This is a genomic window from Parvibaculum sp. (assembly GCF_019635935.1).
Taxonomy (GTDB): Bacteria; Pseudomonadota; Alphaproteobacteria; order Parvibaculales; family Parvibaculaceae; genus Parvibaculum.
The window spans coordinates 1,639,069-1,660,775 of record NZ_JAHBYN010000001.1 but is presented as its reverse complement, the minus strand read 5'-3'; the positions used below and the strand labels follow the sequence as shown (position 1 = coordinate 1,660,775).

General features: G+C 63.9%; 23 protein-coding genes and 1 tRNA gene. 12 read left to right on the top strand and 12 right to left on the bottom strand.

The genetic code is table 11. From position 1 onward, the window contains the following. Nucleotides 1-115: 115 nt before the first annotated feature. A tRNA-Leu gene (locus KF719_RS08285) sits at nucleotides 116-201 on the top strand. A 45-nt stretch (nucleotides 202-246) separates the two neighbouring features. Here KF719_RS08285 and KF719_RS08280 read toward each other — a convergent pair. Continuing rightward, nucleotides 247-738 (bottom strand): GNAT family N-acetyltransferase, encoded by a 492-nt coding sequence (locus KF719_RS08280; protein ID WP_293510611.1) that lies wholly within the window; start codon nucleotides 736-738, stop codon nucleotides 247-249. A gap of 14 nt (nucleotides 739-752) precedes the next feature. Next, the gene (locus KF719_RS08275) at nucleotides 753-1,412 is read right to left on the bottom strand and encodes a TetR/AcrR family transcriptional regulator (RefSeq protein WP_293508244.1); all 660 of its coding nucleotides are present in this window, start codon (nucleotides 1,410-1,412) and stop codon (nucleotides 753-755) included. A gap of 106 nt (nucleotides 1,413-1,518) precedes the next feature. Between KF719_RS08275 and KF719_RS08270 the strand changes: the two genes are divergently transcribed. From KF719_RS08270 to KF719_RS08260, 3 genes are all read left to right on the top strand, one after another. Continuing rightward, entirely contained in the window at nucleotides 1,519-2,313 is a 795-nt protein-coding gene (locus tag KF719_RS08270) for a Coq4 family protein (RefSeq protein WP_293508243.1), read from the top strand. Between the two features lie 94 nt (nucleotides 2,314-2,407). After that, nucleotides 2,408-2,776, top strand: coding sequence for an arsenate reductase (locus KF719_RS08265; RefSeq protein WP_293508242.1), 369 nt, complete (start codon nucleotides 2,408-2,410; stop codon nucleotides 2,774-2,776). Beyond that, a complete protein-coding gene (locus tag KF719_RS08260; RefSeq protein WP_293508241.1) occupies nucleotides 2,773-3,357 on the top strand; it encodes a GNAT family protein in 585 nt (194 codons plus the stop codon). Before KF719_RS08265 ends, KF719_RS08260 begins: the two co-directional genes overlap by 4 nt. Here the strand turns inward: KF719_RS08260 and KF719_RS08255 are convergent. Beyond that, nucleotides 3,354-3,653 (bottom strand): sulfurtransferase TusA family protein, encoded by a 300-nt coding sequence (locus tag KF719_RS08255; protein WP_293508240.1) that lies wholly within the window; start codon nucleotides 3,651-3,653, stop codon nucleotides 3,354-3,356. The genes KF719_RS08260 and KF719_RS08255 overlap by 4 nt on opposite strands. Nucleotides 3,654-3,861: 208 nt before the next feature. Here KF719_RS08255 and KF719_RS08250 point away from each other — a divergent pair, with 208 nt between their 5' ends. After that, nucleotides 3,862-5,664 carry a long-chain-acyl-CoA synthetase gene (locus tag KF719_RS08250; RefSeq protein WP_293508239.1) on the top strand — a complete coding sequence of 601 codons (1,803 nt, stop codon included), beginning with the start codon at nucleotides 3,862-3,864 and terminating at the stop codon, nucleotides 5,662-5,664. A gap of 68 nt (nucleotides 5,665-5,732) precedes the next feature. On the opposite strand, the gene KF719_RS08245 is transcribed toward KF719_RS08250, so the two are convergent. Both KF719_RS08245 and KF719_RS08240 read right to left on the bottom strand, forming a co-directional pair. Further along, the gene (locus KF719_RS08245) at nucleotides 5,733-6,950 is read right to left on the bottom strand and encodes an LLM class flavin-dependent oxidoreductase (RefSeq protein WP_293508238.1); all 1,218 of its coding nucleotides are present in this window, start codon (nucleotides 6,948-6,950) and stop codon (nucleotides 5,733-5,735) included. Nucleotides 6,951-6,988: 38 nt separating this feature from the next. Next, entirely contained in the window at nucleotides 6,989-7,624 is a 636-nt protein-coding gene (locus KF719_RS08240) for a TetR/AcrR family transcriptional regulator (RefSeq protein WP_293508237.1), read from the bottom strand. 167 nt (nucleotides 7,625-7,791) lie between these two features. On the opposite strand from KF719_RS08240, the gene KF719_RS08235 reads away from it, so the two are divergent. Further along, nucleotides 7,792-8,601 (top strand): glucose 1-dehydrogenase, encoded by an 810-nt coding sequence (locus KF719_RS08235; protein ID WP_293508236.1) that lies wholly within the window; start codon nucleotides 7,792-7,794, stop codon nucleotides 8,599-8,601. A gap of 3 nt (nucleotides 8,602-8,604) precedes the next feature. On the opposite strand, the gene KF719_RS08230 is transcribed toward KF719_RS08235, so the two are convergent. The 7 genes from KF719_RS08230 to KF719_RS08200 all read right to left on the bottom strand — a co-directional run bounded on the left by KF719_RS08230 (nucleotide 8,605) and on the right by KF719_RS08200 (nucleotide 14,449). Then, nucleotides 8,605-9,669 carry a beta-N-acetylglucosaminidase domain-containing protein gene (locus tag KF719_RS08230; protein ID WP_293508235.1) on the bottom strand — a complete coding sequence of 355 codons (1,065 nt, stop codon included), beginning with the start codon at nucleotides 9,667-9,669 and terminating at the stop codon, nucleotides 8,605-8,607. A 1-nt stretch (nucleotide 9,670) separates the two neighbouring features. Then, nucleotides 9,671-10,603: a glutathione S-transferase family protein gene (locus tag KF719_RS08225; protein WP_293508234.1), complete on the bottom strand. Its 933-nt coding sequence runs from the start codon at nucleotides 10,601-10,603 to the stop codon at nucleotides 9,671-9,673. 8 nt (nucleotides 10,604-10,611) lie between these two features. Then, a complete protein-coding gene (locus tag KF719_RS08220; RefSeq protein WP_293508233.1) occupies nucleotides 10,612-11,397 on the bottom strand; it encodes a glutathione S-transferase family protein in 786 nt (261 codons plus the stop codon). A gap of 110 nt (nucleotides 11,398-11,507) precedes the next feature. Next, nucleotides 11,508-12,488, bottom strand: a complete 981-nt coding sequence (locus KF719_RS08215) for an MBL fold metallo-hydrolase (RefSeq protein WP_293508232.1) — start codon at nucleotides 12,486-12,488, stop codon at nucleotides 11,508-11,510. Nucleotides 12,489-12,499: 11 nt separating this feature from the next. After that, nucleotides 12,500-13,336, bottom strand: coding sequence for an SDR family oxidoreductase (locus KF719_RS08210; RefSeq protein WP_293508231.1), 837 nt, complete (start codon nucleotides 13,334-13,336; stop codon nucleotides 12,500-12,502). After that, nucleotides 13,329-13,895, bottom strand: coding sequence for a carboxymuconolactone decarboxylase family protein (locus KF719_RS08205; RefSeq protein WP_293508230.1), 567 nt, complete (start codon nucleotides 13,893-13,895; stop codon nucleotides 13,329-13,331). Before KF719_RS08205 ends, KF719_RS08210 begins: the two co-directional genes overlap by 8 nt. 2 nt (nucleotides 13,896-13,897) lie before the next feature. Continuing rightward, nucleotides 13,898-14,449, bottom strand: coding sequence for a carboxymuconolactone decarboxylase family protein (locus KF719_RS08200; RefSeq protein ID WP_293508229.1), 552 nt, complete (start codon nucleotides 14,447-14,449; stop codon nucleotides 13,898-13,900). A gap of 213 nt (nucleotides 14,450-14,662) precedes the next feature. Between KF719_RS08200 and KF719_RS08195 the strand changes: the two genes are divergently transcribed. From KF719_RS08195 to KF719_RS08170, 6 genes are all read left to right on the top strand, one after another. Continuing rightward, nucleotides 14,663-16,234 carry a fatty acid--CoA ligase gene (locus KF719_RS08195; RefSeq protein WP_293508228.1) on the top strand — a complete coding sequence of 524 codons (1,572 nt, stop codon included), beginning with the start codon at nucleotides 14,663-14,665 and terminating at the stop codon, nucleotides 16,232-16,234. 47 nt (nucleotides 16,235-16,281) lie between these two features. Beyond that, the gene (locus tag KF719_RS08190) at nucleotides 16,282-18,135 is read left to right on the top strand and encodes an AMP-binding protein (RefSeq protein WP_293508227.1); all 1,854 of its coding nucleotides are present in this window, start codon (nucleotides 16,282-16,284) and stop codon (nucleotides 18,133-18,135) included. After that, entirely contained in the window at nucleotides 18,135-18,686 is a 552-nt protein-coding gene (locus KF719_RS08185) for a DUF924 family protein (RefSeq protein ID WP_293508226.1), read from the top strand. Before KF719_RS08190 ends, KF719_RS08185 begins: the two co-directional genes overlap by 1 nt. A 168-nt stretch (nucleotides 18,687-18,854) precedes the next feature. Further along, nucleotides 18,855-19,061, top strand: a complete 207-nt coding sequence (locus tag KF719_RS08180; RefSeq protein ID WP_293508225.1) for a hypothetical protein — start codon at nucleotides 18,855-18,857, stop codon at nucleotides 19,059-19,061. A 75-nt stretch (nucleotides 19,062-19,136) separates the two neighbouring features. After that, nucleotides 19,137-20,078, top strand: coding sequence for an alpha/beta hydrolase (locus KF719_RS08175; protein ID WP_293508224.1), 942 nt, complete (start codon nucleotides 19,137-19,139; stop codon nucleotides 20,076-20,078). Between the two features lie 18 nt (nucleotides 20,079-20,096). Continuing rightward, the gene (locus KF719_RS08170) at nucleotides 20,097-21,686 is read left to right on the top strand and encodes an AMP-binding protein (RefSeq protein ID WP_293508223.1); all 1,590 of its coding nucleotides are present in this window, start codon (nucleotides 20,097-20,099) and stop codon (nucleotides 21,684-21,686) included. The last annotated feature ends 21 nt before the right edge of the window (nucleotides 21,687-21,707 follow it).

Sequence of the window (21,707 nt, the reverse complement as noted above, 5' to 3'; positions counted from 1 at the left end):
CGGGGGCCCGCCGCCTGTCGCGCGCCTTGTCGCCGCAGCGGCGGCGCTGCCCGCGCCATTTCTTTTCGATTGAAGGGGCGGCCCCGGCCAGTATGATGCGCCCCGCGCTTCGGGAGCCCCTGTGGCGGAATGGTAGACGCGGCAGACTCAAAATCTGTTGTTGGCAACAACGTGCTGGTTCGAGTCCGGCCAGGGGCACCAGCCTTCGCACTTCGTGCTTCGGCTGGCAGGCCCGGCGCGGGACCCTCACCCCAGCATCCTCTGCATCAGCACCAGGTCGAGCCAGCGGTCGAATTTGCGGCCGACTTCGGGCATGCGCGCAACCTCGCGGAAGCCGAAGCGTTCATGCAGGCGGATCGAGGCGACGTTCTCGGCTTCGATCCCGGCGATCATCGCATGCATGCCGAGCTTCTCCGCCGCCTTGATCAGCGGCGGCATCATCGCGGCGGCGATGCCGCGCCCGCGCCGGTCGGCGCGCACATAGATCGAGTTTTCGACCGTGAAGCGGTAGCCTTCATGCGGGCGAAAATCGCCGAAGGTGGCGTAGCCCGCGACCTCGCCATTGTCGTCGGCGACCAGCACCGGAAAGCCGCGGCCCGTTCGTTCGGCCATCCAGCTTCTCCGCGCCTCCAGCGTACTTTCGGTTTCGTTCCAGATCGCGGTGGTGTTGGTCACTGCGTCGTTGTAGATCGCCAGGATGCCGGGAAGATCGGCCTCCGTTGCCGCTCTCACCGCGATTTGCGGCACAGCGCTCAATTCCTGCCGTCCCAATGTTCGTTCAGGAGCTTCGCGAACCAGTTGCGGAAGCGCTTGATGCCGTCGGCGTCGAGGCCGACGGCTTCGGCGAGTTGTCGTCCGACGATCGCTTCGCCGAAGGCGGCGTTTGCGGTCAGCATCGCCATGAACAATGTGTCTTCCTTGTCGGGCGCCGGAAGACCTTTCTCCGCCGCATATTCCGCGCGGCGCGCCTGCAGCGCCTCGACAATCTCGCCCATGATGTTGTGGGTCGGCGAATTCTCGCTCGCGCGCCCGGTCAGCAACAGCCACGACAGGAGACGCGCCGTGCCGCGGTCGCTCAGCGCTTCGAAGACATGGCCGATATGGTCGGAGGCGTCCGCGCTCGTGTGGCCGCCGCCAAGTGCCGCCAGCATGGTGTCGCGGAGCTGGTTGTTCGCGCGCGCGATCAGTGCCCGCACCAGCCCTTCGCGGCTTTCGAAGTGATGCAGGATCGCGGGATGGGAAATACCGATGTCGCGGGCGATGTCCTGCAGCCGAAGGCCTTCGGGCCCCTGTTGCGCCAGGCGCTTCTCGGCGGCATCCAGAATGAGCCGCCTTGCCTCCTCGGCGGTGCGGCGGATGCGTTTTCCCGCCGGTTTGGCGGGGATTGCGGCGGTTTTGGCGGCGGTCGGCAAACCGGACTCCCTCAGACAAATTATATTGACAACAATGTCAGTACTTGATACACAAAGCAGCAAGGGGCGTAGATGTATACCTCATCCTAGCAACGGGATTAGAGCGATGACGACAGCCAGTCCAGCCGAATTCAACGGTTCCGCCCCTGCCAGGCGGACGCGCAAGCGTATCGAACCGCTGAAAGCCATTCGGGCAATTCGCGCCCTGATCGCCGACAAGGAAGATACGGGCCAGGTTTTCAAGATCATCGACGCCCTGTCCGGCAATGTCCGCGACCGCCAGTTCAAGCGCTTCATCGCCACCGAGATGGGGCAGCGGATCGTTGCCGAGAAACGCGACCTCATCGCGACGCTCAACGATCGTGAGCGTCTGTCGCGGCTGCCGGAAGGCACGCTGGGGCGCACCTATTACGAATTCATGGCCGAAGAAAACCTGACGGCCGACGGACTTGTCGAGGCGAGCCGCGAGGTGCCGCTGCGCGACGAGCGCACTGAAGCCGAGCGCATTTTCGGCGACCGCCTGCGCGACGCCCACGATCTCTGGCATGTCACGACCGGCTATGGCCGCGACGGGCTCGGCGAACTCGCCCTGCTCGCCTTCAGCTATGCGCAAACGCGCAATCGCGGCATCGGCTTCATCGTGCTGGTGGGCTGGCGCCTCAGCACCAAGCGCAATCCGGACCTCAAGCTTGGCCGGGTCATTCGCGAAGGTTTCCGGAACGGCAAGCGGGCCACGTGGCTGCCGACGGCGGACTGGGAAGCGCTGCTCGACAAGCCGCTCGAAGATGTGCGGGCACTGCTCAATGTTGCGCCGCCCGAGGCCTATCGCGCGGTCGAGCCGATCACGACCGAGCGGGAGCGCGCTTTCATCGCGCGTGAGGCGCTCAAGAAAGCGGCCTGATTCAGCCGATTTAATTCGTTTTCGAGGCAAGACCGCTTGGTCTTTGCCGCGTCCCGGCTATGCTTGTCACGATCAGGCTGGCGGGGAGGGAACGGTGCTGACCGTTTACGGGCTTAAGAACTGCGACACTTGCCGCAAGGCCTTGAGATGGCTCGACGATCACGGTATCGCCCATCGCTTCCATGACCTGCGCGCCGACGGCATCGCGCTTGCCGATATCCGGCGTTTTGCCAAAGCGGCGGGCTGGGAGACGCTCCTCAACAAGGCCGGGACGACATGGCGCGGATTGCCCAAAGGCAAGACCGCGCAAGTCGGTGAGGCCGAGGCGCTGAAACTGATGGCCGAGCATCCGGCGCTGATCAAGCGGCCGGTTTTCGAGCACGGGAAAGGCGATGTCGTGGTCGGCTTTCGCGATCCGCAAAAAGCGGCATTGCAAGCGCTGGCCGAAGCGGGGAGCCGGTGAGGCTCGGCGGCCGCAAGGCGGCAACGCCCGCGCTGTCGCTGCCGATCGGAACGCCGCGTCTCGTGCTGCGCGATTTCACCACCCGCGATCTCGACGAGGTTCATGCCTATGCCTCGCTTGAGGAGGTGACGCGGCACCTGATCTGGGGGCCGAACACGCTGACGCAGAGCCGGGAGACGGTCCGCGGCTTCCTCGACGACCAGAAGCAGAAGCCGCGCGTCAATTTCGATCTCGCCATCGTGCTGCGCGACGGCAAGAAGCCCCGCCTGATCGGCGGTGTGGGGCTCAAATTCGCCGATTGGGAGCGCCGTACCGGGGATCTCGGCTATGCGCTGCATCCGGACTACTGGGGGCAGGGCTATGCGGCCGAGGCGGCACAGGCGCTGATGGAGGCCGGCTTCCGCGAGCTCGGGCTGCAACGCATCTATGCGACCTGCGACCAGCGCAACAAGGCGTCGGCGCGTGTGATGGAGCGGCTCGGTATGCGGCGCGAGGGGGCGCTGCGCCGGAGCCGGTTCATTCAGGGGGAATGGCGCGACGAATATCTCTACGCGATCCTGGCGGACGAATTCTTCGCCTAGAGGCTTCGCACCGGCTTTGCCGCCAAATCCGCATCTTCTTCATGGATATTCGCGCCGCGGCGGATCAGGAATTCGATCCAGGTGCCGCGGTCGCGCATTTCGACGAGCTCGTGGCCGGCTTCGCTGCAGAAATGCGGCATGTCGATGCGCGCCACCGGATCGCTGGCGAAGACGCGCAGAAGAGCGCCGGGCGCCAGCCGTAACAGCCGTTTGCGGGCGCGCAGCACCGGCAGCGGGCATTGCTGACCGATCACATCGAGCAGGATTTCGCCTGCATCTTCGCGGCTTTCTTCCATTCCGGGTCCGTCTCCGAAGGGCTTTGACAGGCGGCCGGATGATGGCCGCGCGATGCCGTGCTGTCACCCCCGTTTCGAGCGGCCCGCCGGCACTAACGCCAATTTTACCGCTAAAACTCCGGCTTTTCTTGACGGTTGCGCGGGGCCACGGGCATAAAAGAGAAAACGAGAAGAACGCGGCTTTTATCAGCACCGGAGGGATACGGGGATGGGTCTGATCAAACAGATCGGCAACGAAATTACCTTTCTGCGCGCGGCGCTCCGCACGCTGAAAAAGGCAACCACAATTCGCGAGAACACGACGCATACCTTTGCCGACACGGCGGAGGAGCTGGCGCGGACGAAGCCAAACAATATCGCGATCTATTTCGAAGACCGGAAGATCACCTACCGCGAATACAACGAGGCGGCCAACCGCTATGCCCGCTGGGCCAAGGATCAAGGTCTGGGTCGCGGCGATGTGGTTGCGCTGATGATGGAGAACAGGCCGGAATATCTCGTCGCCTGGCTCGGCGTCATCAAGGCGGGCGCGACGGCGGCCTTGATCAACACCAACCTCACCAAGGGCCCGCTCGCCCACTGCCTCAACATCTCGAATGCCAATCATCTGATCCTCGGGGCCGAACTTGCCGAGAATTATTCGACGGCGAGCGATCAGCTCGAACGGCCGATGGCGGTCTGGGCGACGGGCGGCAATGTGCAGGGTGCCAACAATCTCGACGCGGCGCTGGAACAGCAGTCGGGCGATGCGCTGCCGGGCGATTTCCGCGCGGGTCTCACGACCGAAGACGATGCGCTTTACATCTACACCAGCGGCACGACGGGCAACCCGAAGGCGGCGCGCATCCCGCATGTGCGGTTGATGACGATGATGGCGGCCTTCGCGGCGGCGGCGAACACCAATGAGAAGGACCGCATGTATGTGGTTCTGCCGCTCTATCACTCGGCGGGAGGCGTTTGTGCGGTCGGCGCGACGTTGACCGTCGGCGGCTCCGTCATCATCCGGCAGAAGTTTTCGGCGACGAATTTCTGGGACGATACGCATAAATACGGCGCGACGTTGTTCCAGTATATCGGCGAGCTTTGCCGCTACCTGCTCAACACCGACAAGCACCCGAAGGAAACCAAGCACAAGCTGCGCATGGTGATCGGCAACGGGTTGCGCCCCGAAATCTGGCCGGCCTTCCAGAAGCGCTTCAAGATTCCGCACATTCTGGAATTCTACGGCGCGACCGAAGGCAATGTGGCGCTGATGAATTTCGACGGCACGCAGGGCGCCATCGGGCGTGTGCCGGGCTGGGCGAAGAAAAAGTTCAATGTCGAAATCGTCAAGTTCGACATCGAAAACGAGAAGCCAGTGCGTGGGCCGGACGGGTTCTGCATCGCGGCCGAGCCGGGCGAGGCCGGGGAGGCGCTGGGGCGGATCAGCAACGATCCCGACCAGCCGACCGGCCGGTTCGACGGTTACGCCAAGAAGGAAGAGACCGAAAAGAAAATCCTGCGCGACGTCTTCGAGAAGGGCGACGAGTGGTTCCGCACTGGCGACCTGCTGCGTCAGGACAAGCGGGGCTACTATTATTTCGTCGATCGTATCGGCGATACTTTCCGCTGGAAGGGTGAGAACGTTGCGACGTCGGAAGTGGCCGAAGCGATTTCGGTCTTTCCGGGCGTCAAGGAAGCCAATGTCTACGGCGTTCATGTTCCCGGCGCCGATGGCCGCGCCGGCATGGCCTCGATCGTTGCCGAGAACGGTTCGCTCGATCTCGACCGTTTCCGCGACCAGATGCAGAAGGAACTGCCGGATTATGCGGTGCCGGTTTTCGTGCGGCTGCAGCCTGAAATCGAGATCACCGGCACGTTCAAGCACCGCAAGGTCGAACTGGTGAAAGAAGGTTTCGATCCCTCGGTCGTGCCCGACCCGGTTTACTTCAATTGCCCGGTGCAAAAGAAATATGTCCCGGTCGATCAGGGGCTTTACGGACAGATCTGCGCCGGTGCAATGAGACTTTAGATTTCACCGCCGGAAACGAAAAAGGGCGGCTCTTTGCGAGCCGCCCTTTGCTTTTGCGTATGCTTCTTTTACTGCGCGGCGTCGGGCTTCTTGCCGAGGCCCATCGCTTCGAGGATTTCGGGGCGGATGTTTTCGGTGCCCTTTTTCTCGATGTGCTGGGCGACGCGGCTGCCGACCGCCATCATTGCCTGGCCCATGAAGGTCTCGCGGTTGGTGCGCGCCCAGTCGAGCGAGGCTTCGCGGTTGACGTTCGTCTCCTGGAATTTCGGGAAGACGTAACGCGCCATCAATTCGTAGGACTTCTTCGTGTTGTCGAAGTCGGCCCAGTTGTGGGCAAGCTGCATGAAGCAACCGAAGCCGCCCGACTGCTGCTTGAGGCGTTCTATCTGCGCGATCGCATCGTCCGGCGTGCCGATGACGGCCATGCCGGAATTGATCAGTGCGTCGACAGGATCGGACCCGTCGGTCGGCGCAAGCGGCAGGGCGGCCACTTCGCGGAAATAGTAGAGCCACTTTTCGAGGCCGAAGCGGACATTCTCGCGCGCCTTTTCGCGTGTTTCCGCGATGTGGACGGGGCCGACGAGACGCCAGGCATTGCGGTCGACCGTCTTGCCGTTGTCTTTCGCCGTGTCTTCGCAGATCGCCCAGTTGGTGGCGAGTGCGTTGAAGCCGCCGGCGGATGTCGCGCCGATCGAAAGCAAACCAACGCCGTGCTTGCCGGCGGCCGTGGCGCCCGTCGGCGAAACCTGGCTTGCGACCGCGATCTCGACGCCGGGGCGCGAGTAGGGCGTCATCTGCAGGCGTGCGTTGTTGAGTTCGAACCAGCTCGTCTTCGCCGTCACGGTTTCACCGCGCAACAGCGGCACCAGAACGTCGAGCGCCTCGTCCATCATGTCGCGTTGCTTCGCGACCTCGATGCCCATCATGAAAGCGTCAGAGGGAAGCGCGCCCGGCCCGACGCCGAACATCACGCGTCCGCGCGTGATGTGGTCGAGCTGGTTGATGCGGTCGGCCAGCATCAGCGGATGGTGATAGGGGAGCGAGGAGACGCCGGTGCCGAGACGGATGTGCTTTGTGCGTTCGGCAAGCGTTGCGATGAAGAGCTCCGGGCTCGCAATCAGCTCGTAGCCGGCCGAATGATGTTCGCCGATCCAGGCTTCGTCGTAGCCGAGCTTGTCCATCCACTGGACGAGTTCGATATCGCGTTCGAGCGCGAGGGTCGGATTTTCGTCGAGCGGGTGAAAGGGGGCGATGAAGGCGCCGAAGCGCATTTTTGTGCCGGCCATTGGATTTCCTTTTCCTGAAGTTTCCCTGTTGTCGATTTCTATGTCTTTGCGGTCGCCTTGACCTTGAAGCCGTTCAGCGCGATGTCGAGAAATTCGCGATTGAAGGCCGAGGTGTCGGCTTCCGGATGGGCGCTCCACCAGGCTGTCAGCGCGCTCCATGTCGCGACGATGGCCGCGGCGCCGACTTCCGGCGTGAAGTTCCGGCGGAATTCGCCGCGCGCTTGCCCGCGCCGCAAGACCGCGGCCACAAGGTCGATGACGCTTTCGTTCAATTGCGACGTCACGAGATGCGCTGCCGGCTGGTCGAGATATTCGTTCAGCATCTTGCGCATGACGACGGCGTTGTTCTGCCAGGCTTCCTCGAAGACGGACGAAAGGAAGTTGAGCTGTTCTTCGGCCGTGCCGTCCAGCGTCGCCAGCTTTTCGGACAGAGAGGCAGTGATTTCGTCGTTGAAGGCATGGATCAGCGCGGCCTTGCTGGCGAAATGCAGAAAGAACGTCGCCTTGGCGATGCCGGCGCCGCCGCAAATGTCCTCGATGGTGACGCCGTCATAGCCATGCTCGCCGAAAAGGCGCATGGCTGTCCGGTAGATTTCCTGCCGCGTCCGCTCCTTCTTGCCGGCGCGGCGGGGCGGCGCTTCCGTTTCGATCTCGGCGGATTTCAACGGTTTCATCCTCCAGCTTTCTACATCGCGCTGTCCGGCAGAAAATAGACCACAGTACATTTTTCTGCAAGCAGGGGGTGGGGTGGGCCGTTGCGGCGCTAGGGGGGATACCCTAGAACATTGATCCAAACGCTGAAAGAGTATCGGCCAAAACAGGCAAAACCGGGAGACGAAACATGGGACGGGTAAGCGGCAAGGTGGCGCTGGTAACGGGCGCGGCGAGCGGTATCGGCCGGGGCGCGGCGCTGGCGCTGGCGGCGGAGGGCGCGAAACTCGTCGTCACCGATGTCGACGAGGCGGGCTTGAAGGAGACGGCGGCGCTGATCGGCAAGGCCGGCGGCACGGCCTCGGCCCACAAGCACGATGTCACCAGCGAAGCGCGCTGGGCGGAAATCGTGGCCGCCGTCAAAGCCGAATTCGGCGGGCTTCACATCCTCGTCAACAATGCCGGCATCGCCATCGGCGCCTCGATCTTCGAAATGTCCTACGAGGAATGGACGCGCCAGCAGTCGATCAATGTCGATGGCGTGTTCTTCGGCGTCAAACACGCCATCCCGCTGATCGCGGCGTCGGGCGGCGGCTCGGTCATCAACATTTCGTCGGTCGCCGGGCTTCAGGGCGCGCCGGGGCTTGCGGGCTATTGCGCGACCAAGGGCGCCGTCCGGCTCTTCACCAAGGCGGTGGCGCTCGAATGCGCGCAAGGACAGATGAATGTCCGCGTCAATTCAGTGCATCCGGGCATTATCGAAACGGCAATCTGGCAGAAGATGACGCCGGGCGGCACCGATGCGATCGCGTCCAGCGTGCTGCCGATCGCCGAGGGCGCCAACGCAATCGATCCCAATGCAATTGCCGCCACCACGCCGCTCGGCTATGCCGGTGTGCCGGCCGACATTGCCGCCGGTATCGTGTATCTGGCGTCCGACGAGTCGCGCTACATGACGGGTTCGGAACTGGTCATCGACGGGGGCATGACGGCCCGCTGACCGTCACTGGGTCTGGACGATTTCGTCGGTGATGCGCCAGTGGCCCTCGAGCCAGAGGGCGATTTCGCGGGCGCAAGGATGATCGAAGGCGGCGTAGCGGGAACGCAGCGCCGCCTTTTCCTTGTCCGTCATTTCATTCAGGCCGCGATCCTGAAAGGCCGCGAGGTCTTCGCCGATCATCTGCGCGAGCGCCGGTCCGCAGATTTCCTCGGCGGCGGCGCGGAAAGCATTGACGGGATCATAGGCGGCATCCCGGTAGAGCATTTCGAGCGTCAGCATCGGAATGCGGCTCAGCATTGCTTGCGACGCCGGATTGACGCCATGCGCCGCGATCTTGTCACCGATCTCGCGCACGCGGCCGGTGAAGGCGCGCAGGTGCAGGAAGGGCGACATGCGCTGGCCGTCGTTCACCGGATAGTTGTCCCAAATGAAGGGCTTGCGGCGCAGCGTGTCGGCGGTGCGCGCCAGATGATCCACGGGAAGTTCCTTCGAGCAGACGCGCGGGCCTGTCCAGAAAACTTCAATGGCCGGATCGAGCCGCGCACCCAAGGCTTCGAGATAGCCGGGCGGACGGGCGCCGAAGACGCGATCGAGGATCGGGTCGTCGGTGTAGTAGCTCGGGCATGTGATGAGGCGGCTTGCGCCGGTGCGCGCGGCAATCCAGTCGACAATTTCGATCTGCTTGTCGGCAAGACCCTCGATGTCGCCGCGCATGTCGTCGAACAGGATTGCGAGGTCGACGCATCCGATCGCATCGAGGAAAGCGAGCTTTTCAGCCAGCGCCTCGCGGGCGGCGGCGTCGAAATTCAGATAAAGCTCATAGGGGCTCAATCCGACGCCGAAGCGGACGCCCGCGTCGCGGCATTGCGCGGCAAGGCGCGCGAGATCGTCGGCCATTTCCTTCGGGTGCGGCTCGGCCCAGCGGCGGCGCAGGAAAGTGTCGGCTTTCGGCGCGTAGAGGTAAAACCCGTATCCGTGCTCCGCGAGAAAGGCAATGTTCGCGGCCCGCTCTTCAGCCGTCCATGGCCGCCCGTAGAAACCTTCGATCGTTCCGAGTTCCGGTGTCATGTCAGCTGCGCATGACGAGGAAGCCCGCGCGCGGGAAATGCACCACCACGTCGCCGACGCGCGGATCGCTGCGCTTCAAGGCGATATGCTGCGCCGAGGACGAAACAAGCTCGCCCGCAATCGGGTCGCGGCCGTAATCGTCGGCCATGACGGTCACCTTGTCGCCGGGCTTCAGACCATTGGGTTCGCCCGGATCGGCCTTCACGACTTCGATGGAGGTAGCGGACTTCGCGATATCGAGCGCGGCGTCGCGCGAAATTTCCTGCCGGTTTCCATGGCCGATTGCGGTCACACGTTTCTCCCAGGCGGCGAGATGCGGCATCGCCTCGGCACTCTTCATCGCGGCCGGCACGATCCAGCGGATGAAGGCCAGATTGTAATAGGCATTGGCATCGGCGATGCCCGGTGCCTCGCCCATCAGGAATTTTCGGCCATCCGCCAGTTGCTCCTCAAGCCAGCCGAAATTGGCGCGCAATTGTTCGGCCATCAGCGGTGCGCCCGCTTTCATCGCTTCCGTGTCGAAGGGGCGTCCCATCAGCTTGGTGCGGTCGGCCTTGAAATCCTCGCCCATCGCGTCCGGCGCATTGCCGAAAATGACGGCGACAGCCGCCATGAAAAAGCTGCGGTCGGTCCACAGCCCCATGCCCCAGCCGAGGCCCTTGTCGCCACCGGTGAAGATCGACGGCTTCGGGAAGCGGCGTTCGAGCTCGCGTATGATGATCTGCGTGTCGCAATAAATGTCGGCGCCGATCTGCATGACCGGAATTTTCCGGTAGCCGCCGGTCAGCGCCACGAGTTCGGGCTTCGGCATGATGACGGGCTCGTCGCAGGCAAACCAGTCGAGGCCCTTGATGCCGAAGACCACGCGCACCTTCTCCGAGAAGGGCGAGATGTCGTACTGATGCAGAATGATGGAAGATGCGTCGGCGGACATGGGCGTTCCTATTCGAAGTCGTGACTGAAGCGGATGTTGTCTTTCTTCAGGCCGTCGAGAACGATTTCGACGCCGCCGGTCTTCATCATCCATTCAAGACGGTGGTCGCGATATTCGCGCTTGAAGAGGCCTTGTTCCAGCACATTCGCGACCTGTGCCATGGCGGCGATGCTGTCGCGGGCTTCCTTCGCCGTCTGCGCGACGCTTGGCCTCGCATTGACGCGGGTGAGCCAGCGACCGAGGGCCGAGCCTTCGTCGGGTGCGTTGCCGAAACCGGCCGAGCCGTTAACATAGGGCACGACCGCGAGGTCGCCCCAGCCGAAGCTGTCGCCATTGAGCCAGTCGGCTTGCCCGAGCTGGCGCGTCAGCCAGGTGTGGATGCGCGCCGTCTGTTCGGCGGCGCGGGCCTGAATCTCGGCGGCCTTCGCGCCTGACGCGCGGCGAAAGTAGGCAATTTCGCCGAGGCCCCAATTGATCGCCTCGTAATGCGTGTCGCAAACATCTTCGATCATGCGGACCTTGGCGCGCGCGGCCGGCGCGGCCGGCAGCATTGGCGGTGCCGGGTACTTGTCCTCGAGATATTCGAGGATGATCGTCGAATCGAAAACCCGCACGTCGCCGTCAATCAGCGCCGGCACCTCGGCGCGCGGATTGGCGGCAACGAACTCGCCTTGTGAGGTTCCTGCACCAATGCCGTCCGGTGTCTTCAGCGTCAGCTCGACGCCCTTCTCGCGCGCCGAGATTTTCACTTTCTGCGCATAGGGCGAAAGCGGATGTTCGTAGAGTGTCGGCATGGCGGGTCCCCCGTTCCGTTTGCGCGATCATCGGCGCGCCGTCGGGTGCTGTCCACGGGCGGAAGATCACGCCTGCGTGACGTGACGCAACGTCAAAGCGACGTATCCGGTCAGCTTCTCAGGATGCCTTTCTTCTTCGCGACTTCGGTCATCTGGCCGAACAGCGTCACCGCGTCGTTGGGCGTTTGGTCGCCGTTGAATTCCTTGTAGAGCGTCGCGACGTTGACGACGATGCGTTCGCCGTCGCCCCAGCTGTCGTAATCGGTCATGTCGATGTCGAGTGCCGCCTCCAGCGTCGTCATTCCGGCGTCGTGACGTTTCTTCGCCTCGTCGCGCACATAGACCAGATAGTCGCGCACCGCCTTGACGCCGTTCTTGCCGGTGATCGGCCCGTGGCCCGGTACGACGGTTTCCACATCCATTGCCAGAATTTTGTCGCAGGCCGCGATCCAGTTCGAGACCGGGCCTTCCCACATGATCGGGTGGCCTTCGATGAAGAGAATATCGCCGGTGAAAACCGTTCTGTCGGCCGGCACATAGACCAGCGCATCGCCCGGCGTGTGCGCGGGGCCGACATGCATGATGCGGATTTCCTTCGAGCCGACATGGCGCGTCAACTCGGTTTCGAAGGTCGTTGTCGGCAAGGTCTGCGTCACGCCCTTGAAGTCGAAGGCGCCGAAACATTGCGTCACGTATTTTCCGAGGTCGCCGAGGCCGGGTGCCATGTCGAGGAAACCGGCCAGCAGCGCCGGCGGCTCGTGGCGCATGGCTTCGACGGCGAGCTTGTGGGCGATGATCTCGGCGCCGGCGCAGCATTCATTGCCGTTGCAGTGGTCGCCATTGTGATGGGTGTTGACGACGGTGTTTATCTTCGCTGCTGCCTTCGGCTCGGCCTTGCGCATCGCGGCGAGCATGTCGCGCGTCAGCGGCACGTCGAACAGCGTGTCGACCAGAAAGCTCTCGCCGCTATCGACGATCAAACCGGCATTCGACCAGCCCCAGCCGCCATCCGGCTGCAGCCATGCGTAGCCGCCATTGCCGAGATCGTGCAGGCCCCTGGTGTATTGAAAGCGGCTCAGTCCGAGACCCATGTTCCTGCTCCCTAAGAAATGCCGGTGAGGCCGCTGTCGACGGCGAGCGTCTGCGCGGTGATGTAGACGCTTTCGTCGGAGACGAGGAAGAGCGCCGCGTTGGCGATTTCCCAGCCGGTCGCCTGCCGTCCGAAGGGCACGGGCGTCCGGCCGCGCGATGGGCGGCCCTGCATTGCCAGCCTTCCAAGCGGTGTGTCGACCAGACCCGGCGCGACAATGTTGGCCCTGATGCCGCGCCGCGAACCTTCAAGCGCGACATGACGCATCAGCCCGCCAAGTGCTGCCTTCGAGGCGTCATAGGCCGGCAGGCGCGATCCGGCGATGAGCCCCGCGATCGACGAAATGAAAACGACCGGCGAGCCGTCGGCCAGCCGCGGCAACGCCGCCTTGCAACAGAGCATCGGCCCGCGCAGGTTGACGCCCAGCACCTTGTCCCAGTCTTCCGGCGTTGCGCCTTCGAGGCCGAGGCCGCCGACGCCGATGCCGACATTGAGCACGAGGCCGTCAAGACCTCCCAACGCCTTTTCGGCTTCCGCGATCATGCGCGGAATGTCGTCCGGCTTTGAAATATCGGCCACGATGGCGCTTGCCTTGCCGCCCTCCGCCGCGATCTTTGCCGCCGTTTCGTCGGCGGACGCCTTGTTCATATCGGCAACCGCAACGCTGGCGCCTTCGCGGGCAAAGAGGATCGACATGGCGCGGCCGTTGCCGACGGGGTCGGTCGCCGCGTCGAGCACGCGCTGGCCGCCGCCGACGACCAGAATGCGCCGGCCCTTCAGCCGCCCTCGGCCCGGCGCCTCGCCGGTCGATTCGGGCGGCAGCGCCTGTACGAATCCACCGTCAGCCATTGTTCTTCATGCTCCGCCTGATTTCATCGAGGCCGCTCGTCTCGATGTCCTTTTCCTCAAGTTCGATCTCGAAGGTTTCGAGGTAGCGGCAGACGAGAAGATAGATGCCGATGATGATGACGAGTTCCTGCATCGCGGCGTCGCCGAGCGCCGCATGCGCGGCGGCGAAGAGCTTCGCGTCGGCCTTGACGTTCGCCACCTGGTCGTCGGTGAAGGCGAGCACGGCATTTTCCGTGTCGTTCAGATGCGGCGAGGGCAGCGCGCCCGCCGCCGCGTCGATGCGCGCCTCCGACATGCCGATCATGCGCGAGACGCGGCGGTGCTGGTGCTGTTCATAGGCCGAGCCGCAGAGATGGCCGACCCGCAGGATCACCAGTTCGCGCAGTTCGGTATCGAGCAGCCCGTCATTGAGATAGGCGTTGACCAGCGCCATGAAGGGCAGGAACGAGGGGCCGCTGCCGGAAATCATTTTGAAAATGTTGAGTTGCGGCAGGCTTTCGCGCAGGGCGCGCGCCTCGGGCGCGAGCGTCGCCGGATCGGGATAGGGAATGCGGGCCATGGTCAGTCCTGCATGCCCGGCAGCTTGACGCCCGATTTATGCCCCGCATCCTCGATATCGACATCGAAGGTCTCGAGGAAGTTCGAGACAAGCGTGTAGAAGCCGATGGTCACGACCAGCTCCTGCAATTGCTTGTGGCCGAGTTTTTCGGCCAGCGGATTGAAGGTTGCGTCGGAAGCGCGGGTGTTCTTCACCACATCGTCGGTGAAGCGCATCACCTGGCGTTGCGTCTCGTCGAAGACCCGTGCCTCCGGCCCTTCGTGGATCGCCTTGATGAGTTCCTCGGACATGCCAAGCTTCCGCGAGATCGCCTCGTGCTGATAGACCTCGTATTTCGAGCCGCGCAGAACGCCGGTGCGCACAATGGCGATTTCCCGCAAGACCGGATCGAGTTCGCTGTGGATCAGGATTGCATTTCCGAGCTTGATGAAGCCGTCGATCATGTCGCCCGAATGGCCGAGCATGCGGAAAATGTTGAGGTTGGGCAGCTTCTCGTAGACCGCCTTGGCGCGGCCTTCGGCCTTGGCCGGATCGAAATAGGGGATGCGGGCCATCGTCTGTCGTTCCTCCCGGAAAATTGATGTTCTTGTTGCGGTCAGTCTAACCGGCGGCGCCCCTGCGTCCAGCGGCAAGAGGACTTCCGGCCGCATGAAAGGGCGTGCCGGCTTTGCTTGCCCCGTCCGGCGGGGTAGGTAAACTCGCGCCCAACAAGTGCCGGCGGGCGAAGAGCTGACGCCAGGCCAGGGATCAAGGGGAGGAGTTTCAGCATGGCGAACACGGCACAGGTGCGTTCGGTCGCGGACATTACCCGCGTCTGGGCTGCGGCGGCGCCCGACAGCATCGCGCAGGTCTTCGAAGGCCGGGAGACCGGCTATGGCGAGCTCGACCGCCGCGCCAGCCAGGTCGCACAGGCGCTGATCGCAGATGGCTGCAAGCCCGATGCGCGCATCGGCTTCATGGGCAAGGGGTCGGACCGCTATTTCGAAATGCTCTACGGCGCCTTCAAGGCCAAGGCCGTCGTGGTCGGCGTCAACTGGCGGCTGGCCGCGCCCGAGGTTGTCTATGTGCTGAACGACAGCCGCACCGAGATCCTTTTCGTCGGCGCGGAATTCTACGACATGGTCGAGAAGGTGCTGCCGGAATGTCCGACCGTGCGCAAGGTCGTGGCGCTCGATGGCGGCCGCAACGACTGGACCTCGTTCGACGACTGGCGCAACGCGGCCAGCGATGCCGATCCGATGCTGCCGGCTGACGCCGACGACGATGTGATCCAGCTCTATACCAGCGGCACGACCGGGCACCCGAAGGGTGTGCAGCTGACCAATGCCAATTATCTCTCGATTTTCGATCAGGGCGAGAAGGCCGGCTGGGCCAATTGGGGCCAGGGCGAAGTGGCGCTGGTCTGCATGCCGCTGTTCCACGTCGCCGGCGTCAATATCGGCCTGATCGGCAATATCCACGGCTGCAAGAACATCATTCTCAAGGATGTCGATCCGCAGGCGATCCTGAAGCTGATCGAAAGCGAGAAAATCAACATCGCCTTCATGGTGCCGGCGGTGATCCTGTTCCTGCTCCAGCAGCCGAACATGGGCACGACCGATGTGTCGTCGGTCCGCCAGATCATCTATGGCGCTTCGCCGATTGCCGAGGACGTGCTTCGGCGGGCGCAGGAAACCTTCAAGGGCGCCGATTTCGTGCAGGTCTACGGCCTCACCGAAACGGCGGGCGGCGCGACCAACCTGCCGCCGGAAGCGCATGATCCGGCGCGCGGCAAGCTGCGCTCCTGCGGCGTGCCGAATCCGGGCATGGATGTGCGCGTTGTCGACGACAAGGGCGAAAGCGTGCCCGTCGGCGATGTCGGCGAGATCGTCATTCGCGGCGCCTCGATCATGAAGGGCTACTGGAACCGGCCCGACGCCACGAAAGACGCCATCCGCGACGGATGGTTCTATACGGGCGATGCCGGCTTTTTCGACACGGAGGGTTATCTCTTCATCCATGACCGGGTGAAGGACATGATCGTTTCGGGCGGCGAGAACATCTATCCGGCCGAGGTCGAGAATGCGCTGTTCGGCCATGAGGCGATCGCGGACGCCGCCGTCATCGGCGTGCCGGACGAGAAATGGGGCGAGGCGGTCAAGGCCATCGTGGTGCTGAAGCCCGGCCAGAAGGCGTCGGCCGAAGATGTCATTGCCTTCGCCAAGACGCGTATCGCCAGCTACAAGGTGCCGAAATCGGTCGACTTCATCGAGGCGCTGCCGCGCAACCCGTCGGGCAAGATCCTGCGGCGCGAGCTGCGCGCGCCTTACTGGGAAGGTCGCACGCGCATGGTCAACTGACCGGCGCGGGCACCGGCACGATATTCATATTCGACGGGAGAGCGACCATGAGCCTTGCCGAACAAGACGCGCCGGCGCCGTTCAAGCCGCTGAAGCAGAAGCCGCCGAAAATCTCCGTCCGCCGCGAGAGCGACGGCACTTTCTATATTTCGTCCGACTATCCGCTCGGCGAAATGAAGCGCAGCGTCGTCCACATTCTCGAGGAACGCGCCGCGATGCATCCGCAGCGCCGTTTCATTGGCGAGCGCGGACCGGATGGCGCCTGGCGTTTCATCGGCTATGGCGAGGCCAATGTGAAGGCCAATGCGGTGGCAAGTGCGCTGCTGGCGCGCGGCATGAATGCCGACACGCCGCTGATGGTGCTTTCGAGCAATTCGATCGCCCATGCGGTGATGGCGCTCGGCGCCATGAAGGCGGGCGTGCCGGTCGCGCCGGTCAGCGTTCCCTATTCGCTGATGAGTTCGGATTTCTCGAAGCTGCGCCATGTCGTTGGGCTGACGAAGCCGAAGATGATCTTTGCCGATCACGGCGATCTCTATGGCAAGGCCATCGCGGCGGTCGGCGAAGGCGCCGAGATCGTCACCTGCACCGGCAGCGTCGCGGGCGCCACATCCTTCGACGATCTCGTCGCGATGCCGGTCAGCAATGCCGTTGCCGCATCGATGGAAAAGATCGGCCACGACACGGTGGCGAAATATCTCTTCACCTCCGGTTCGACCGGCATGCCGAAAGGCGTCATCCAGACGCATCGCATGATGATGGCGCAGATCGCCGCCGGCGAGGCATTGCGCAGCGAAGCGCCGGACCCGGACGAAGTTCCGCAAAGCCTCGAATGGATGCCGTGGAATCACATCTCGGCCGGCAATATCGGCTTCAACGGCAACATGAATGCCGGCGGCACGGTCTATCTCGATGCCGGCAAGCCGATCCCCGGCATGTTCGACCAGACCATCGCCAATCTGCGCGACGTGTCGCCCCGCGTCTTCGGCTCGGCACCGGTCGCTTTCGCGATGCTTGCCGACGCGATGGAGCGCGACCCGACTTTGCGCGCCAATTTCTTCCGCAATCTCGAATATATGGGCTATGGCGGTGCGACGCTGTCGAGCGACATCTACGACCGGATGCAGGCGCTCGCTGTCGCCGAGACCGGGTTCCGCATTCCGCTGACCACGATGTACGGCGCGACCGAGACGCAAGGCATCACCGTCGTTCACTGGGTGACGGAGCGCGTCGGCCTTGTTGGCCTGCCGGTGCCGGGCATCACGCTGAAGCTGGTGCCGAACGGCGCCAAGCTCGAAGTGCGCGTCAAGGGCCCGACGGTGACGCCGGGCTATCTCAACGATCCGAAAAAGACCGCGGAAGTTTTCGACGAAGAAGGTTTCTACAGCCTCGGCGATGCGGCGAAATTCCTCGACGAGAGCAAGCCCGAGCTCGGCCTCGTGTTCGACGGCCGCGTGACGGAGGATTTCAAGCTTTCCTCCGGCACCTGGGTCTCGACCGGCACGCTCCGCGCCGACGCGGTCGCCGCCTGTACGCCGCTCATACAGGACGCGGTCGTCTGCGGCCTCGACAAACCTTACATTGCGCTGCTCGCCTGGCCGAACGTCGCGGCGGCGCGCAAGATTGCGGGGCTCGCCGACGACGCCGCGCCGGAAGAAGCGATCGCGCATCCGAAGGTTGCCGCGCATCTGCGCGAGGCGCTGGCGCGCCACAACAAGGCGGGCGGCGGTTCCTCGACGCGCATCGCGCGCATTCACCTGATGCTGGAGCCGCCCTCAATCGACGGTCACGAAATCACCGACAAGGGCTATGTCAATCAGGCGGCCACGGCATCGCGCCGCGCGCCTCTCGTCGAGCGGCTCTATGCCGAGCCCGCGCCCGAAGACGTGATCGTCGTCTGATGGCGGAGAACGTCCGCCCGCGCGATGTGCTCGATTTCTGGTTCGCCGCCGGGCCGGAAAAATGGTTCACGAAGAGCGATGCCTTCGATGCCGATATCCGCCGTTCGTTCGGTGCGCTGCATGGCGAGGCGGTTGCCGGCAGGCATGACGGCTGGGCGGACGAGCCGCGCGGCGCGCTGGCGCTGATCCTGGTGCTCGACCAGTTCTCGCGCAATCTCTGGCGTAACGACCACCGCGCCTTCGCGCAGGACGCAAAAGCGCTGGCGCTGGCCGACGAGTGCGTGCGCCGCCGCTTCGACGTCGAGACGCCGCAGACGGCGCGCAAATGGTTCTACATGCCCTACATGCATTCGGAAGACCTCGCGGCGCAGGAGCGCGGCCTCGTCTATTTCGCCGAACGTCTCGACGATCCCGACACCATGCGCCACGCCGTCGAACATGCCGACATCATCCGCCGCTTCGGCCGCTTCCCGCATCGCAATGCCGTGCTCGGCCGCCGCACCACGCCGGAGGAGCAGAGCTTCCTCGACGAAGGCGGTTTTTCGGGCTGAACCGGCAGAATCCTCCCGATTCCTTAACCGGCGCGGCAAGCCCTGCCGGGGCGCGCGCGGCGTCCCACCGCTAACACCTTGAAATGAAAGGAAATCCGGGCCGGCTTCGGCTGGCCCGCGGGTTGCAATCCGTTTGGCAATCGCTTCAAGCCCAACCGGAGTTCCCCGATGATTACCGACCACGAAATCAACCTGCTCGCCGCCTATATGGTCGACACGCATGGCCGCAAGGCGCTTGCCTATGCCGACACGGCGGTCGAGGAACTCGAGGAAATCGGCGAGAAGATGCGGGCGGACGCGTGGCGGACGCTGCGTCGGGTCGTCGAGGACATGGTCGAGGGCCGGATGAGCCGCGAGGGCCATATCCTGCACTGACAAACTTGCCGCTTGGCGCGCGGACGCCGCGCCGGTTAAAACGGGCCTCTTGAATTCAACAGGGGGCCCGTTCTCATGTCACTCGATCCACAGGCGAAAGCGATCCTCGATGCGCTGGCCGCCGATCCGGATGCGCCGCGCCTGATCGACCTGCCGCCCGCGCAGGGCCGCGAAATGTATCGCGCGATGGCGCAGGCGATGGACCTGCAGGGCGTCGCCATCGGCAAGGTCGAAGACCGCGCGATCCCCGGACCTGAAGGCGACATTCCCGTCCGCATCTACACGCCTGTTGCGGCCGGCGGCACGGTGCCGGCGCTGGTTTACTTCCATGGCGGCGGCTGGGTGATCGGCGATCTCGACACGCATGACGCGCTGTGCCGTACACTTGCCAACGAGGCGGGTTGCAAGGTGATCGCGGTCGATTACCGCCTTGCGCCGGAACATCCCTTTCCCGCCGCCTTCGACGATTGCCTGGCCGCCGTGAAATGGGTGGAGAAGAACGCCTCCGAAATCGGCATCGATCCCAACCGTATCGCGGTCGCGGGCGACAGCGCCGGCGGCAATCTCGCCGCCGCCATCGCGTTGCAGGCGAAAGCCGACAAGGGCCCGCACATTGCCTTCCAGCTTCTGATCTATCCAGTGACCGACGCACCGCGCGGCACGAAATCCTACAAGGATTTCGCGGAAGGATATTTTCTCGAAGCCGAGGGCATGGACTGGTTCTGGAACCACTACGTCACAAGCGCCGGCGCGGAGGCGGAGGATGCGCGTCATTCGCCGTTGCGCGCCGCCTCGCTTGCCGGGTTGCCGCCGGCCTATGTCGTCACCGCCGGCTTCGACGTGCTGCGCGACGAGGGCAAGGCCTATGCCGAGGCGCTGAAGAAGGCGGGCGTCGCCGTCGAATATGTCAACTACGAAGGCATGATCCACGGCTTCTTCAACCTGCAGGGCGCGCTCGACGTCGCGCGCGACGCGGTGAAGGCGGCGGCCAAGGCGTTGAAGGAAGCGCTGGCCTGACGCGGGGGGGAGACGATCATGCCGGCATTGCGCGCGCCACTCATTCATCCGTTCTCGAATTTCGACGTGCCGCATCTGCTTGCGGTGCATGTCGCGGCGCGGGGCGCGCATCCCTTCCTGATCTGGGAGCCCTTCGAGGGCGAGGCCAAGACCTGGAGCTATCGCGCCTTTGCGCATGAGGTGCAGGCAGTGGCCGCCGGGCTCAAGGCGCGCGGCGTCAAAGCCGGCGAGCGTGTGCTGATCCATCTCGACAATTGTCCCGAAAGCCTGATCGCCTGGTATGCCTGCGCCCATCTCGGCGCGGTCGCCGTCACTACCAATGCGCGCTCGGTCGCCGACGATCTGATTTATTTCAGCGAGCACGCGGCCGTTGTCGGCGCGATCACGCAGCCGGGTTTCGCTTCGCTTGTGGCGTCGTCCTGCAAGAACATCAAATGGCTTGCCGTCACCGTGACCGATAATGGCGCGGCGCCGAAGGATGCGAACCGTCCGCCGAAGTCCGAAAGCTTCGCCGCGCTTTACGGCGATCCCGCCGATGCACCGCTTCGCGCGCCCGATCCGATGCTGCCGGTCGGCGTTCAGTACACGTCGGGCACGACCTCGCGGCCCAAGGGCGTTGTCTGGACGCATGCCAATGCGCTCTGGGGCGCCAAGCTCTGTGCGATGCATGAAGACCTCCGTCCGTCCGACGTGCATCTCACCTATCTGCCGCTCTTCCACACCAATGCGCAGTCCTATTCGGTGCTGGCTGCGCTCTGGGTCGGCGCGACGGTGGTGTTGCAGCCGCGCTTTTCGGCGTCGCGTTTCTGGCGCGTTTCGGCGAAACATGGCTGTACATGGACCTCGATGGTGCCGTTCTGCGTGCGCGCGCTGATGGGACAGGAAAAGCCGAAGTCGCACAGCTACCGGATTTGGGGCAACGGCATTTCGGCGCCACCGACCGATGTGCATTTCGGCGTCAAGACGATCGGCTGGTGGGGCATGACCGAAACGATCACCCACGGCATTGTCGGCGACGTGCATCTGCCCAATCGTCCAATGTCGATCGGCAAGCCGGCGACTTCCTACGAAATCGCGATCCTGCGCGAGGACGGAACGCCGGTCGACCCCGGCGAAACCGGCGAGCTGCTGGTGCGCGGCGTGCCGGGCCTGTCGCTCTTCGCCGAATATCTGAACAACCCGGAAGCGACCGCGAAGAGTTTCGACGAACAAGGCTATTTCATCACCGGCGACCGCGTGACGCTGGGCGAGGACGGTTTCATCTCCTTCGCCGACCGCGACAAGGACATGCTGAAGGTCGGCGGCGAGAACGTCGCGGCCTCCGAGATCGAACGTGTGGTGATGACGGTGCCGGGCATCCAGGAATGCGCCGTCGTCGCCAAACGCGATCCGATGCTCGATGAAGTGCCGGTTGCCTTCCTGCTGGTGCCGGGCGGCGAGGCGGCGGCGCCCCGCGACCTTCAGGCGCAGGTCATGGCGGCCTGCGAGAAGGGCCTTGCGGATTTCAAGCGCCCGCGCGAAATTCGGATTGTCGACTCGTTCCCGCGCTCCACGCTCGAGAAAATAGCCAAGGCCGAACTCCGCCGTCTCGTCGACGGCGCCGCCTGAGGCCGACGCGCATCGGGGCCT